The sequence below is a fragment of the Pseudomonas sp. GOM7 genome (genome assembly GCF_026723825.1).
Taxonomy (GTDB): domain Bacteria; phylum Pseudomonadota; class Gammaproteobacteria; order Pseudomonadales; family Pseudomonadaceae; genus Aquipseudomonas.
Genome location: NZ_CP113519.1, coordinates 1,430,091 through 1,444,056 on the forward strand (window position 1 = coordinate 1,430,091; position 13,966 = coordinate 1,444,056).

13 protein-coding genes are annotated in these 13,966 nt (G+C 63.5%); 8 read left to right on the top strand and 5 right to left on the bottom strand.

All coding sequences use genetic code 11. The features are described 5' to 3' along the window. Positions 1 to 6 precede the first annotated feature (6 nt). The 4 genes from OU800_RS06420 to OU800_RS06435 all read right to left on the bottom strand — a co-directional run bounded on the left by OU800_RS06420 (position 7) and on the right by OU800_RS06435 (position 3,209). Positions 7 to 513 carry a tripartite tricarboxylate transporter TctB family protein gene (locus tag OU800_RS06420; RefSeq protein WP_268182120.1) on the bottom strand — a complete coding sequence of 169 codons (507 nt, stop codon included), beginning with the start codon at positions 511 to 513 and terminating at the stop codon, positions 7 to 9. A gap of 66 nt (positions 514 to 579) precedes the next feature. Continuing rightward, positions 580 to 1,557: a tripartite tricarboxylate transporter substrate binding protein gene (locus OU800_RS06425; protein ID WP_268182122.1), complete on the bottom strand. Its 978-nt coding sequence runs from the start codon at positions 1,555 to 1,557 to the stop codon at positions 580 to 582. Between the two features lie 36 nt (positions 1,558 to 1,593). Further along, positions 1,594 to 2,988 (bottom strand): enolase C-terminal domain-like protein, encoded by a 1,395-nt coding sequence (locus OU800_RS06430; protein ID WP_268182123.1) that lies wholly within the window; start codon positions 2,986 to 2,988, stop codon positions 1,594 to 1,596. 56 nt (positions 2,989 to 3,044) lie between these two features. Next, positions 3,045 to 3,209: a hypothetical protein gene (locus OU800_RS06435; RefSeq protein WP_268182124.1), complete on the bottom strand. Its 165-nt coding sequence runs from the start codon at positions 3,207 to 3,209 to the stop codon at positions 3,045 to 3,047. Between the two features lie 329 nt (positions 3,210 to 3,538). Here OU800_RS06435 and kdgD point away from each other — a divergent pair, with 329 nt between their 5' ends. From kdgD to OU800_RS06475, 8 genes are all read left to right on the top strand, one after another. Further along, positions 3,539 to 4,450: a 5-dehydro-4-deoxyglucarate dehydratase gene (gene kdgD / locus OU800_RS06440; RefSeq protein ID WP_268182125.1), complete on the top strand. Its 912-nt coding sequence runs from the start codon at positions 3,539 to 3,541 to the stop codon at positions 4,448 to 4,450. Positions 4,451 to 4,565: 115 nt separating this feature from the next. Further along, positions 4,566 to 5,915 carry a glucarate dehydratase gene (gene gudD, locus OU800_RS06445; RefSeq protein ID WP_268182126.1) on the top strand — a complete coding sequence of 450 codons (1,350 nt, stop codon included), beginning with the start codon at positions 4,566 to 4,568 and terminating at the stop codon, positions 5,913 to 5,915. A 56-nt stretch (positions 5,916 to 5,971) separates the two neighbouring features. Then, entirely contained in the window at positions 5,972 to 7,297 is a 1,326-nt protein-coding gene (locus tag OU800_RS06450; protein WP_268182127.1) for an MFS transporter, read from the top strand. 22 nt (positions 7,298 to 7,319) lie between these two features. Beyond that, positions 7,320 to 8,876: a galactarate dehydratase gene (gene garD, locus OU800_RS06455; protein WP_268182128.1), complete on the top strand. Its 1,557-nt coding sequence runs from the start codon at positions 7,320 to 7,322 to the stop codon at positions 8,874 to 8,876. 1 nt (position 8,877) lies between these two features. Continuing rightward, the gene (locus tag OU800_RS06460) at positions 8,878 to 10,296 is read left to right on the top strand and encodes an FAD-binding oxidoreductase (protein ID WP_268182129.1); all 1,419 of its coding nucleotides are present in this window, start codon (positions 8,878 to 8,880) and stop codon (positions 10,294 to 10,296) included. Between the two features lie 26 nt (positions 10,297 to 10,322). Continuing rightward, positions 10,323 to 11,264, top strand: coding sequence for a 2-hydroxyacid dehydrogenase (locus OU800_RS06465; protein WP_268182130.1), 942 nt, complete (start codon positions 10,323 to 10,325; stop codon positions 11,262 to 11,264). A 201-nt stretch (positions 11,265 to 11,465) separates the two neighbouring features. Further along, positions 11,466 to 12,395, top strand: a complete 930-nt coding sequence (locus OU800_RS06470; RefSeq protein WP_268182132.1) for an ABC transporter ATP-binding protein — start codon at positions 11,466 to 11,468, stop codon at positions 12,393 to 12,395. Beyond that, entirely contained in the window at positions 12,392 to 13,153 is a 762-nt protein-coding gene (locus tag OU800_RS06475) for an ABC transporter permease (RefSeq protein ID WP_264145852.1), read from the top strand. Before OU800_RS06470 ends, OU800_RS06475 begins: the two co-directional genes overlap by 4 nt. Before the next feature lie 280 nt (positions 13,154 to 13,433). On the opposite strand, the gene OU800_RS06480 is transcribed toward OU800_RS06475, so the two are convergent. Beyond that, entirely contained in the window at positions 13,434 to 13,826 is a 393-nt protein-coding gene (locus OU800_RS06480) for a protease inhibitor I42 family protein (RefSeq protein WP_268182135.1), read from the bottom strand. Positions 13,827 to 13,966 lie beyond the last annotated feature (140 nt).

The following is a 13,966-nucleotide window of genomic DNA, read 5'->3' on the forward strand; positions in this document are numbered from 1 at the left end:
CGATCCTCAGAGGAAGTCGTTCAGCAGGCCAGCGGGCAGCAACAGGTCGAAGGCCTCGCGGAACAGCAGGAAGATGACGGCCGAGCTGATCACGGCGATCAGGGCGTAGGTCAGGTGACGGACTTTCTGGTTCACCGGCGTCAGCACGATGAACTGCAGGTACAGGTACAGCGCGGTCATGATCGGGAAACCCACCGGGCCGAGCAGGGCCATGTAAGCGAGGATCAGGCCCAGCGTCTTGAACACCGTCCTGGGTTCGACGATCGCGGGAGCAGCGGTTTCGCTGCTGTCATCCTGGCTGGGGGCTTCGTTGTTCACTGCCGTCTTGCTGGCAAAGGCGCCGAGCACCTGCATCACGCCTAATAGCAGAAGCAGGCCGGAGAGCAGGACGGGAAGGGTGGCGGCGTCGACGCCGGCGTGCCCGGGCAGTTGGTAACTCATCGCCATGTAGCCGATGCTGGCGACCAGCATGGCGACGCCGATGATCAGTTCTTTCTTGTTCAGGGTGCTCATCGCATGCCTCGATGTTCTGAGGTGCGATGCGGGCCAGCCTGATGCCAGCCCGCATCACTTGAGGGCTTACTTGGCCTTGCGCAGCTCATCCTTGAACTGCATGAAATCGTCGCGGGTCTTGGCCAGGATGGCCTTGGCTTCTTCGGTGGGATAGAAGGCGACCGGCTGCTTGAACTTCTTCAGATCCTCGGCGTACTCGGGCACTTCGGTGATCTGCTTCATCAGGTCGGACATCTTCTTGACGATGGCTGGGTCGGTGCCCTTCGGGAAGGCCACGATGTAGGGCTTGTCCATGGTGATGTCCAGGCCCTGTTCCTTGAGGGTCGGTACATCGCCAATCATGGGGTTACGCTCGGCGTTGGGCTGGCCCAGTGCGACCATCTGCCCGCCCTGGACATAGTCCTGCACCGAGCCATAGGTGATGGCGCCCATGTCCAGGCGACCGCCGAGCATGCCGACCACGCGGTCGGATACGGTGCCGCCGTCGACCATCTTCAGCTTGATGCCGGCGAGTTTTTCCAGCATCAGGCCCTGCAGGTGGGAGAAGCTGCCCATCTCGGTGCCATAGGTGATGCTGCCCGGATTGGCCTTGGACTTGTCGATCAGGTCTTGCATGTTGGTCACGCCGGATTGCTTGGAGGCGACGAACACGGTGCTCTTGTCGACGCCGGCGATGCAGGACACGTCGAAGGTCTCATAGCTGTCTTCGGTCAGCCCGGCGACCTCGTTGACGATCATTTGGCCCGGATGGGTAAAGAGAATGGTGTTGCCATCCGGCGCTGCGCCCTTGACCTGTTCGGCCGCCAGGGTGCCACCGCCACCAGCGACGTTGGTCACCACCATGGTCTTGCCGGTGATCTGGTTGAAGTACTTGGCCATCATGCGGGCGTTGAAGTCGGTATCGCCGCCGGGGTTGGCGATGACCACCACCTGGATCGGGCGGGTCGGCCAGTTGACCTCATCGGCGAAGGTGGCCGCATGGCTGACCAGGGCACCGATGCCGACGACGGCAGAAAGAAGGGAGGCGCGGAATGTTTTTTTCATTGGAATGCTCCGGATGGTGAATCGAAGTCGCGTGAGTCAGTCGCGACCGAGGCTGGGACGTTTCGGGTGGTATTGCCAACCCGGAACCAGGTATTGCATGGCCATGGCGTCGTCACGCGCGCCGTTGGCCACCTTCTTGTAAAGCTCGTGAGCGGCCATGATCCGCTCCATGTCCGGCTCGATGCCGAGGCCGGGCTTGTCGGTTACCCGCACCTGGCCGCCGATGATCTGCAGCGGCTCGCGGGTCAGGCGCTCGGTGCCTTCCTGCCAGATCCAGTGGGTGTCGATGGCGGTGACGCGACCCGGCACGGCTGCGGCGGCATGGGTGAACATGGCCAGGGAAATGTCGAAGTGGTTGTTGGAGTGCGAACCCCAGGTCAGGCCGAATTCTTCGCACACCTGGCCGAGGCGTACTGCACCCTGCATGGTCCAGAAGTGCGGGTCGGCCAGGGGGATGTCGACAGCTTCCAGGCGCAGCGAGTGGCCCATCTGCCGCCAGTCGGTGGCGACCATGTTGGTGGCGGTGGGGATGCCGGTGGCGCGCTTGAACTCGGCCATCACCTCGCGGCCCGAGTAGCCGTTCTCCGGGCCGCAGGGATCCTCGGCGTAGGCCAGCACATGGCCTTGTCCCTGACACAGGGCGATGGCTTCATCCAGTGACCAGGCGCCATTGGGGTCGAGGGTGACGCGAGCCTCCGGGAAGCACGCCTTGATCGCGCGGATCGCGTCCATTTCCTCGGCGCCGCGCATCACCCCGCCCTTGAGCTTGAAGTCGTTGAAGCCATAGCGCGCATGCGCCGCTTCGGCCAGGCGGGCGATGGCTTCCGGGGCCATCGCAGCCTGGTGGCGCAGGTGGTACCAGTCATCCGCCGAGCCTTTGCCGGCGAGGTAGGGCAGGTCGGTACGCTGACGATCACCTATATAGAAGAGGTAGGCGAGCATCGGAACGCTATCGCGTTGCTGGCCGCTGCCAAGCAGTTCGCAGGCAGGTACGCCCAGGTGCTGGCCGAGCAGATCGAGCAGCGCGGCTTCGATAGCAGTGATCACGTTATCCAGGCGCAGGTTGATCTCGTGCGGTTGCTTGAGCACGCGTGCTTCGGCTTCCGAGGTGACCTGGTGCCGGGTGGTCTGCGGCCCCTTGGCCGGCCCGGCGATGGCCTGGCGCAGGCTGTTGAGAATGCTGTTGTAGCGGCCGAGCGGCTGGCCGATCACCCGTTCGCGGCAGCGCTCCAGTGCCTGACGAATACCTTCACCACCTGGCACTTCACCGCAACCCGTGTTACCGGCGCTGTCCTTGAGCAGTACCAGATTGCGGGTGAAGTAGGGGGCATGGGCGCCACACAGATTGAGCAGCATGCTGTCATGGCCGGCGACCGGGATGACCTGCATGTCGACGATCTGTGGCGTGCTGTGGCGGGAGGCTTCGTACATCTTGGCTGGGGCTCCGAAACTGGCGCGGCCCTTGGCCGCAATGGCGAAGGTACGGTTCAGTCGTGCGCCGGGGTCGGCAGGCGATCCTCGCGGCGGCAAGTGAGAGCATGGGCATGGACGGCAACGAAGCCTGTACGGATTGCGCTGTTCGGGCGGCTGCTGGCGTCGGTGCAATGACCAGCACGATGGCAGGGCAGGGCGGCAATGAAGGTCTGTGACATGACCTGGGCCTCGCTTGTTTTTATTGGTTTGTCATAGGTTGTCGTATGACTTGGCGAAATTAGTACCAGTCCGATCCTGACCTGTCAACGCTGTTTTGCTTGCTGATGATAACCCTGCTGCTGCTCGAGAGGCGTGTTGAGCGCATCCTCTGTATCTGAATTTCCTTGATAACACGGGGCCGTGCGTTGAAAGTTGAGGGATGCGAGGAAGCGCTACGACGAACGGTGAATGGAAAAACTGGTGTTTTTTTATTTGTTGTACGATAACGTATCTCTACAGCCGAGGCTGACGCCATTTCTCACAACTCGCATTACAGGGTGTTCGCACAATGAATCCACAAGAACTCAAGTCCATCCTCTCTTCCGGTCTGCTGTCTTTCCCGGTGACCGACTTCGATGCTGCCGGTAATTTCAACCAGGCTGGCTATGTCCGCCGCCTCGAGTGGCTGGCACCTTACGGCGCCTCCGCCCTGTTCGCAGCCGGCGGTACGGGCGAGTTCTTCTCCCTGGCGCCGGACGAATACAGCGCCGTGATCAAGACCGCCGTGGACACCTGCGAGAAGTCCGTGCCCATCCTGGCTGGCGTTGGTGGCCCGACCCGCGTGGCCATCCAGATGGCGCAGGAAGCCGAGCGCCTGGGCGCCAAGGGCCTGCTGCTGCTGCCGCATTACCTGACCGAAGCCTCGCAGGACGGCGTTGCCGCGCATGTCGAGCAGGTGTGCAAATCGGTGAAGATCGGTGTGGTGGTCTACAACCGCAATGTTTGCCGTCTCAACGCCAGCCTGCTGGAGCAGGTCGCCGAGCGTTGCCCGAACCTGATCGGCTACAAGGACGGCCTGGGCGATATCGAGCTGATGGTGTCGATCCGTCGTCGTCTGGGTGAGCGCCTGACCTACCTCGGTGGCCTGCCGACTGCCGAAGTTTACGCCGCGGCCTACAAGGCTTTGGGTGTACCGGTATATTCCTCGGCCGTGTTCAACTTCATCCCGAAAACCGCCATGGCCTTCTACAAGGCCATCTCCGCCGACGATCACGCCACCGTTGGCAAACTGATCGACGATTTCTTCCTGCCGTACCTGGACATCCGTAACCGCAAGGCCGGTTATGCGGTGAGCATCGTCAAGGCCGGTGCCAAGATCGTCGGTTACGATGCCGGCCCGGTACGTGCACCGCTGACCGATCTGCTGCCGGACGAGTACGAAGCCCTGGCCAAGCTGATCGAAGCGCAAGGCGCGCAGTAATACCGCTATCGGTTCCTCATGCCTTGAGCGACCACTAGCCTTGGCGCCGCGCCCGTTTACGGGCGCGGCCGCGTTGAATGATCATCCAACCCATAAGAACAACAGGGTAACGCTCATGAATTCACAGACCCCTGCCGCTGTCGGTACTCCGCTGATCACCGAGCTGCAAGTCGTACCGGTCGCCGGCCAGGACAGCATGCTGCTCAACCTGAGCGGTGCCCACGGCCCTTACTTCACTCGCAACATCCTCATTCTCAAGGACAGCGCCGGCCACGTCGGTGTCGGCGAAGTCCCCGGCGGCGAGGGCATTCGCAAGACCCTCGAAGACGCCCGCTCGATCCTCGTCGGCCAGCCGGTCGGCAACTACAACGCATTGCTCAATCAGGTGCGCCGCGCCTTCGCTGATCGCGATTCCGGCGGCCGTGGTCTGCAGACCTTCGACCTGCGCATCACCATCCATGCCGTCACCGCCCTGGAGTCGGCGTTGCTCGACCTGCTCGGCCAGCACCTCGGTGTGCCGGTCGCCGCGCTGCTTGGCGAAGGCCAGCAACGCGACGCGGTGGAGATGCTCGGCTATCTGTTCTTCATCGCCGACAAGGACAAGACCGATCTCGGCTACCGCGATGAGCGCGACGCCGACGACGCCTGGGAGCGCGTGCGCAACCAGACCGCGCTGACTCCCGAGGCCATCGTCCGTCAGGCCGAGGCCGCCCATGCCCGTTATGGCTTCAACGACTTCAAGCTCAAGGGCGGCGTGCTGCATGGCGAGGCCGAAGTCGAGGCGATCCGTGCCCTGGCCGCGCGCTTCCCGAATGCTCGTGTGACGCTCGACCCCAATGGTGGCTGGTCGCTGGATCAGGCCATTGCCCTGTGCCGTGACCTGCATGGCGTGCTGGCCTATGCCGAAGACCCCTGCGGCGCCGAGAACGGTTACTCAGGTCGCGAGGTGATGGCCGAGTTCCGCCGTGCCACCGGTCTGCCCACCGCGACCAACATGATCGCTACCGATTGGCGGCAGATGGGCCACACCATCTCCCTGCAATCGGTGGACATCCCGCTGGCCGACCCGCATTTCTGGACCATGGCCGGTTCCGTGCGGGTGGCGCAGATGTGCAACGACTGGGGCCTGACCTGGGGCTCGCACTCGAACAACCACTTCGACATTTCCCTGGCCATGTTCACTCACGTCGCCGCCGCCGCGCCGGGGCGTGTGACCGCCATCGACACCCACTGGATCTGGCAGGACGGCCAGTACCTGACGCGCAACCCGCTGCGCATTGAAGGTGGTCTGGTGCAGGTGCCGAAAACCCCAGGCTTGGGCGTCGAGCTGGACTGGGATGCGCTGGCCAAGGCGCACGAGCTGTACCGGGCCAAGGGCCTGGGCGCGCGCGACGACGCGGTGGCCATGCAGTACCTGATTCCGGGCTGGACCTTCAATAACAAGAAGCCCTGCCTGGTACGCTGAGTCAGGTCGCCCGGCGCCGTGCGCCGGGCCCTTCGTTCCCCGCGCGAGTTCCCCTGATGCCAGCCGCCAAACCCGGTCATGTGCGCTACAGCATCCTGCTGATGCTGTTTCTGGTCACCACCATCACCTTCGCCGATCGCTCCAGTCTGTCGGTCGCCGGTTCGGCGATGCAGGCCGGTTTGGGCATCGACGCGGTGACCCTCGGCTATATCTTCTCGGCGTTCGGCTGGGCCTACGTGATCGGGCAGATTCCCGGCGGTTGGCTGTTCGACCGTTTTGGCACCAAGCCGGTGTATACCCTGGCGCTGTTTATCTGGTCGGCGTTGACCCTGCTGCAGGGCTTCGTCGGTTGGCTGCCGACCACCTGGGTGGTGACCTCGATGTTCCTGCTGCGGCTGCTGGTGGGCTTTGCCAGTGCGCCGTGCTTTCCCGGCAATGCGCGCATCATCGCCTCCTGGTTTCCCACCGCCGAGCGCGCCACCGCCACGGCCATCTCCAGCTCGGCGCAGTACGCCGCCACGGCATTGTTTGCGCCGTTGATGGGCTGGGTGGTGCAGGTGATGGGCTGGCAGTCGGTATTTATCGTGCTCGGCTGCCTGGGGCTGGTGTTGTCGTTCGTCTGGCTGCAGCAACTGCATGGGCCACGTGCGCACCCGCGGATCGAGGTGGCCGAGTTGCACTATCTCGATCAGGGCGGCGCGCTGATCGATCTGGAAGGGCAGCGCGGCAGCGCCGGCGGCTCGCAGTGGCGATACCTGGGCCTGCTGCTGCGCCAGCGCACGATGATCGGCATTTACCTTGGCCAGTACTGCAACAACGCCATTACCTACTTCTTTCTCACCTGGTTTCCGGTCTACCTGGTGCAGGCGCGCGGTATGAGTATTCTCGGGGCCGGTTTTGCCGCCGCCTTGCCGGCCATCAGCGGTTGCGTCGGTGGTGTGCTCGGCGGGCTGCTGTCCGATGGCATGCTGCGCCGTGGCCACTCGCTGACCCTGGCGCGCAAGCTGCCGATGGTGCTCGGCCTGATGCTGTCGAGCGCCGTGTTGCTGTGCATTTTCGTCGAGAGCGACACGGCCGTGGTGGCGCTGATGGCCCTGGCTTTCTTCGGCAAGGGCCTCGGTTCGCTGGGCTGGACGCTGGTGGCCGACACCTCGCCACGGCAGATACTTGGCCTGTCCGGCGGGCTGTTCAACACCTTTGGCAACCTGGCGGCGATCACCACCCCCATCGTCATCGGCTACCTGGTCAGTCATACCGGTTCTTTTGATGGGGCATTGGTCTATGTCGGCCTCAATGCCCTGCTGGCGGTCGTCAGCTTCGGCCTGATCGTCGGCCGTATTCACAGGGTCGAGCTGGACGCCACGTCCGGCTCGGCATCCTGAGCGCACAACAGGAGCACGCAGCATGCAGTTGATTCCCCATCAGGATTCGCCCCGCTATATCCGCCTGCACCCAACCGACAACGTTGGTGTGGTGGTCAATGACCAGGGCGTTGCCGCAGGCGGTCAGTTCGACGATGGTCTGACGGCTATCGAAGGCATTCCACAGAGCCACAAGGTGGCGCTGGTGGATATCGCCGAAGGGCAAGAAGTAGTGCGCTATGGCGAGGTCATCGGCTATGCGCTCAAATCCATCGACGCCGGCAGCTGGGTCACCGAGCAGGTGCTGCGCATGCCCGAGCCGCCGGTTCTGGACAACCTGCCCAAGGCGACCATCAAGACCGCACCCGGCGAGCCACTGGAGGGCTACAGCTTCGAGGGCTTCCGCAACCCGGACGGCAGCGTCGGCACCCGTAACATCCTTGGCGTGACCACCACCGTGCAGTGCGTGGTCGGCGTGCTCGATCATGTGGTCGAGCGCGTGCGCAAGGAAGTCCTGCCCAGATACCCCAATGTCGATGATGTGGTGGCGCTGTCGCACAGCTACGGTTGCGGCGTGGCGATCAACGCACCGGACGCCGTGGTGCCGATCCGCACCTTGTACAACATCAGCCGCAACCCCAATCTGGGTGGCCAGGCACTGGTGATCAGCCTCGGCTGCGAGAAGCTGCAGGCCAACCAGTTGATGGATGGCGACGCACTTACCAATGGCATGGATGAAGAGGACTGGCTGTTCCGCCTGCAGGACTCCGGCACTGGCTTCACCGGCATGGTCGAGCAGATCATGGGCATGATCGAGGAGCGCCTGAAGGTGCTCGATCTGCGTCGTCGCGAGACCGTGCCGGCGTCTGAGCTGGTGGTTGGTATGCAGTGCGGCGGTAGCGATGCCTTCTCCGGCATCACCGCCAACCCGGCCCTCGGTGTGGCCGCCGACCTGCTGGTGCGCGCTGGCGCCACCGTGATGTTCTCCGAGAACACCGAGGTGCGTGACGGCATTCACCTGCTCACGCCGCGTGCCGCCAGTGTCGAAGTGGCCGATGCGCTGATCCGCGAGATGGACTGGTACGACCGCTACCTGGCGCGCGGCATGGCTGACCGCAGTGCCAACACCACGCCGGGCAACAAGAAGGGCGGGCTGAACAACATCGTCGAGAAGGCCATGGGCTCCATCGCCAAGTCCGGCAACGGCACCATCGCCGGAGTGGTCGCGCCGGGCGAGCGCATCCGTGGCAAGGGCCTGTGGTTTTGCGCCACGCCGGCCAGCGACTTCATCTGCGGCACCCTGCAACTGGCGGCGGGCATGAACCTGCACATCTTCACCACCGGGCGTGGCACACCCTATGGCCTGGCCATGGTGCCGGTGATCAAGGTGGCCACGCGCAGTCAACTGGCCGAGCGCTGGCCGGATCTGATCGACGTCGACGCCGGTCAGATCCTCTCCGGGCGCATGAGCCTGGAAGAAATGGGCTGGCATATCTTCCAGCTCTATCTGGACGTGGCCAGCGGTCGTAAGCAGACCTGCGCCGAACGGCTGCGTCTGCATAACGATCTGGTGCTGTTCAACCCGGCGCCGGTGACCTGAGATGAGTGGCCTGCCGGATGATCTGCTCCAGGCGCTGCGCGAGGCGGTCGGCGAGGCTGGCCTGATCACTGACGCCGAGCGCATGCAGAGCTACCTGAGCGACTGGCGCGGCGCCTACCGTGGCCAGGCGGCTGCCGTGCTGCGCCCGGCCTCGACCGAGGAGGTTGCCGCCGTGGTGCGCCTGTGTGTAAAGGCCGGCGTCGCCCTGGTGCCACAAGGCGGCAATACCGGCCTGTGTGGCGGCTCGATTCCGGACGACTCCGGAGCGCAGGTCGTGCTGTCGCTGACGCGCATGAAGCGCATCCGCACAGTGGACGTGGCCAACGCCACCATCACCGTCGAGGCCGGGGTGATCCTGCAGCAACTGCAGGAGGCCGCCGCCGAAGTCGGCCGGCTGTTCCCGCTGTCGCTGGGCGCCGAGGGCAGTTGCACGGTCGGTGGCAACCTGGCGACCAATGCCGGCGGTACCGCGGTGCTGCGCTACGGCAATATGCGCGACCTGACCCTGGGTCTGGAAGTGGTGCTGCCCGATGGGCGCATCTGGGACGGCCTGCGCGGGTTGCGCAAGGACAATACCGGCTACGATCTCAAGCACCTGTTCATCGGCAGCGAGGGAACCCTGGGTATCATCACCGCCGCCGTGCTCAAGTTGTTCCCCGCCGTGCGCAGCCTGACCACCGCCTGGGTGGCGCTGCCCAGCCCGCAGGCAGCCGTCGAGTTGATCGGGCAGATGCGCGGGCTGTGTGGTGATCGCCTGACCGGCTTCGAGCTGATGTCGCGGCAAAGCGTCGAGTTCGTCCTGCGTCATGTCGCCGGTGTCAGCGACCCTTTTGCCGAAGCGCATCCCTGGTACGTGCTGATCGAACTGAGTGACACCCAGCCCAACGCGCTCTTGAACGAACTGCTCGAACAGGGCCTCGGCGCCGCCTTCGAGCAAGGCGTGGTGCTGGATGCCGTGGTTGCCGCCAGCGACGCCCAGGTGCGCGCGTTGTGGGCGCTGCGCGAGGGCATCTCGGAGGCGCAGAACCATGAAGGGCCGAGCCTCAAGCACGACATCAGCGTGCCGGTCAGCCGTATTCCCGACTTTATCGCGCGTACCGACCGGGCGCTGCAGCAGGCGTTTCCCGGTGTGCGCATCGTGGCCTACGGGCACGTCGGCGACGGCAACCTGCATTACAACATCAGCAAGCCAATCGGCGCCGAGGATGCCGCGTTCAAGGCGCAGGCCGAAGCGATCATGCGGGTGATCTACGACTCGACCCTGGAAGATGCCGGTAGCATTAGCGCCGAACATGGTTTGGGCCAATCCAAGCGCATGGCTGCGCAGCACTACAAGGCGCCGCTGGAGCTGGAGTTGATGACCCGCATCAAGCAGGTGCTGGATCCGGCCGGGCTGATGAATCCGGGCAAATTATTGTGAGCCTTACAACTGAGACAGGAGGCCCCATGAGCAAACCCAAGGTGCTGCAGATCGGCCCGCTGAGCGAGCGTTTCAACCGCGAGCTGGCCGAGGAATACGAGGTCAGTGCACTGTGGCAGCAGGTCGAGCCGCTGGCGTTCCTGCGCGAGCAGGGCGAGCAGTTCATTTACATGGTGTCCTCGGCACGTTTCGGCTGCACGGCTGACCAGCTTGCGCTGCTGCCGAATCTGCGCGCCATCTGCAGTTTCGGCGTCGGCTACGACCCCTATCCGCTGGAGCTGCTGCGTGATCGCGGCATCGTCCTCAGCACCACGCCGGACGTGCTCAATGATTGCGTGGCGGACCTGGCCATGGGCCTGATGATCGACAGCGCTCGGCGTCTGTCCGAGGCTGATCGATTCGTGCGTAGTGGCGCCTGGAACAGCACCACGGGTTTCCCGCTGGCGCGTCGGGTCAGCGGCAAGCGCCTGGGTATCGTCGGCCTCGGCCGCATTGGCGAGGCGGTGGCCCTGCGCGCCTCGGGTTTCTCCATGCCGGTGCGTTACCACAATCGCCGTGCGGTCGAAGGCAGCCCTTACCAGCATGAGCCGGATCTGCTGGCGCTGGCGCGCTGGGCGGATTTCCTCGTGCTGACCTGCCCGGGCGGCAAGGCCACCCATCATCTGATCAACGGCGAGGTGCTCGAAGCGCTGGGGCCTGATGGTTTTCTGATCAATGTGGCACGTGGCTCGGTGGTCGATGAGGCCGCACTGATCACGGCGTTGCAGCAGAAGGTGATCGCTGGCGCCGGGCTGGACGTTTTCGAGCGTGAACCCCAGGTGCCGACGGCGCTGCGCGAACTGGACAACGTGGTGCTGTTGCCGCACGTCGGCAGCGCCAGTGTCGAGACGCGCCAGCAGATGGCGGATCTGGTGCTGGACAACCTGCGCGCTTTCATCGCCACCGGCAAGCTGCTGACGCCGCTCTGATCCCGCTCGCCAGCGAATACGCCGGGCGGTGCCTGCCGCCTGGCCTATGGTTGCATCGCCACAAGCGCTGTAATCGTTTTCTACCTCACCTGCAGCATCCCCGGCGCACCACAAGTGCGCCGTTTTTTCTCCTATGCGCTGATGTCGCCGCCTCATGCCCTGTAAACTGTGGCGTTTTCCGCAGGCAAGGGGCCATCCACCGTGCAGTCGGTCATTTCCATTCAGCAATTGAACAAGGTCTATGCGTCCGGGCATCCGGCGCTGCAGGGCATCGACCTGGACATTCGCCAGGGCGAGATCTTCGCCTTGCTGGGCCCCAATGGCGCCGGCAAGACCACCCTCATCAGCATCATCTGCGGCATCGTCAATCCGGGCGAAGGCAAGGTGCTGGTCGGCGGCAAGGACATCGTCCACGACTACCGCGCGGCCCGCTCGCAGATTGGCCTGGTGCCGCAGGAGCTGGTCAGTGACGTGTTCGAGACGGTCTGGGCCACGGTCAAGTTCAGCCGCGGCCTGTTCGGCAAGAAGCCCGATACGGCTTATCTGGAGCAACTGCTCAAGGATCTGTCGCTGTGGGACAAGCGCAATGCCAAGATCATGGAGCTGTCCGGCGGCATGAAGCGCCGGGTGATGATCGCCAAGGCGCTCTCCCATGAGCCGCAGATTCTCTTTCTCGACGAACCCACCGCAGGCGTTGACGTCGAGCTGCGCCGCGATATGTGGAACATGGTGCGGCGCCTGCGCGAGCGGGGCGTAACCATCATCCTGACCACCCACTACATCGAAGAGGCCGAGGAAATGGCCGATCGCATCGGGGTGATCAGCAAGGGCCGCATCATCCTGGTAGAGGACAAGCAGGTGCTGATGCACAAGCTGGGCAAGAAGCAACTGACGCTGCAGTTGCAGCAGCCGCTGTCCTGCGTGCCGGCCGAGCTGGCGCACTATGGTCTGGAACTGGCCGATCAGGGCCATGCCCTGGTGTTCACCTTCGATGCCCAGCACGAGAACACCGGTATCGCCGAACTGCTGCGTGATCTGGCCCAGCACGGCATCGACTTCAAGGACCTGCAGTCGAGCCAGAGTTCGCTGGAAGAGATTTTCGTATCCCTGCTCAAGGAGTCGCGCGCATGAACCTGTATGCCATCAAGGCCATCTACCTGTTCGAGCTGGCACGTACCTGGCGCACCCTGCTGCAGAGCATCGCCACCCCGGTGATCAGCACCTCGTTGTACTTCGTGGTGTTCGGCTCGGCCATCGGTTCGAGCATGACCCAGGTACAGGGCGTGAGCTACGGCGCCTTCATCATTCCCGGGCTGATCATGCTGGCGCTGCTGACCGAGAGCATTTCCAACGCCTCGTTCGGCATCTACATGCCCAAGTACTCGGGGAGCATCTACGAGATTCTTTCGGCGCCGGTGTCCTATCTGGAAATTTTGATCGGTTATGTCGGTGCGGCGGCGACCAAGTCGGTGATTCTCGGCATCATCATCCTGCTCACCGCAAGGCTATTCGTCGACTTCGAGATCCAGCATCCGCTGTGGATGGCGGCGTTCCTGGTGCTGACTGCGCTGACCTTCAGCCTGTTCGGCTTCATCATCGGCGTCTGGGCCGATGGCTGGGAGAAACTGCAGATCGTCCCGGCGTTGATCGTCACGCCGCTGACCTTCCTCGGCGGGGCCTTCTATTCCATCAGCATGCTGCCGCCGGCCTGGCAGACGGTGACCCTGTTCAACCCGGTGGTGTACCTGATCAGCGCCTTCCGCTGGAGCTTCTACGGCGTGTCCGACGTCAACGTCGGCGTCAGCCTGGCGATGGTGCTGGGCTTTCTGGCGCTATGCATTCTGCTGGTGGGGTGGATCTTCAAGACCGGCTACCGGCTCAAGAGCTGAACCTGGCAGGGATTTGTGGGAGGCGCTTTAGCAGGCTGTTGAAAAACTACCTGCGTTGCCATTGCTGCGTTAAAAACAGGCTCAAAATGCTCATTTACAACTCGTAAACTGCGCTTTTTCGCCTGTTTTTGCCTTGCACTGGCTGCCTCGGCTCGGGCTTCCTGCTTCGCTCTACCTCCTGCATCCATGCAGTCGTCGCCTACGTTTTTCAACGGCCTGTTAGCGGCGACTGATTTTGAGTCGTCGTGGCTAAAGCCCCTCCCCACAGAAGCAGTTCTGTTCATTTCACCCGCAATTCGCACTCGAAGGTTTCAGCCGGTGGCACGTCTGTCTCCCAGGGGCGCTGGTAGGTCAGCAGCAGGCGGCCTTCGCCACGTTCCTGGGCGGTGAAACGCCAGGTGGAGATGCCGCCAGCACCGACCAGGCCGGGATCTTCGGGGTTGCTGTAGACCTCGGGGCCGAGGCTTTGCAGCACGCTCTCGGCGCCATCGCGCACCTCCCAGCGAAAGCCGGTGGTGGGGTTGCTGGGCAGACTGAGGATCAGCAGTTGACCCTTGTCCAGGGTCAGTGGACATTGCCGCTGCTGGCTCAACTCCAGTGTGCCGGACTGGTGGGCGCAAGCGCTGAGCAAGGCCAGGGCGGGCAGTGTGAGCAGGCGCAAGGTGGCGTGCATGTTGAACTCCAGTCAATAAAACCTGGCCCAGCATAGCCTTACCGGCAAGCCACAAGCCACAAGCCACAAGCCACAAGTTGCAAGCGACAAGCCGAAGCGGCCGCCGCTCCTTCTTGCGGCTTGAAGCTTGCCGCTTGCGG

What these genes read in the sequence shown, in the direction of transcription:
- kdgD (WP_268182125.1), top strand. Translation starts at nt 3,539, where the DNA reads ATGAATCCACAAGAACTCAAGTCCATCCTCTCTTCCGGTCTGCTGTCT.
- OU800_RS06465 (WP_268182130.1), top strand. Translation starts at nt 10,323, where the DNA reads ATGAGCAAACCCAAGGTGCTGCAGATCGGCCCGCTGAGCGAGCGTTTC.
- OU800_RS06480 (WP_268182135.1), bottom strand. Translation starts at nt 13,826, where the DNA reads ATGCACGCCACCTTGCGCCTGCTCACACTGCCCGCCCTGGCCTTGCTC.
- OU800_RS06450 (WP_268182127.1), top strand. Translation starts at nt 5,972, where the DNA reads ATGCCAGCCGCCAAACCCGGTCATGTGCGCTACAGCATCCTGCTGATG.
- OU800_RS06420 (WP_268182120.1), bottom strand. Translation starts at nt 513, where the DNA reads ATGAGCACCCTGAACAAGAAAGAACTGATCATCGGCGTCGCCATGCTG.
- OU800_RS06435 (WP_268182124.1), bottom strand. Translation starts at nt 3,209, where the DNA reads ATGTCACAGACCTTCATTGCCGCCCTGCCCTGCCATCGTGCTGGTCAT.
- OU800_RS06475 (WP_264145852.1), top strand. Translation starts at nt 12,392, where the DNA reads ATGAACCTGTATGCCATCAAGGCCATCTACCTGTTCGAGCTGGCACGT.
- OU800_RS06460 (WP_268182129.1), top strand. Translation starts at nt 8,878, where the DNA reads ATGAGTGGCCTGCCGGATGATCTGCTCCAGGCGCTGCGCGAGGCGGTC.
- garD (WP_268182128.1), top strand. Translation starts at nt 7,320, where the DNA reads ATGCAGTTGATTCCCCATCAGGATTCGCCCCGCTATATCCGCCTGCAC.
- OU800_RS06430 (WP_268182123.1), bottom strand. Translation starts at nt 2,988, where the DNA reads ATGTACGAAGCCTCCCGCCACAGCACGCCACAGATCGTCGACATGCAG.
- gudD (WP_268182126.1), top strand. Translation starts at nt 4,566, where the DNA reads ATGAATTCACAGACCCCTGCCGCTGTCGGTACTCCGCTGATCACCGAG.
- OU800_RS06425 (WP_268182122.1), bottom strand. Translation starts at nt 1,557, where the DNA reads ATGAAAAAAACATTCCGCGCCTCCCTTCTTTCTGCCGTCGTCGGCATC.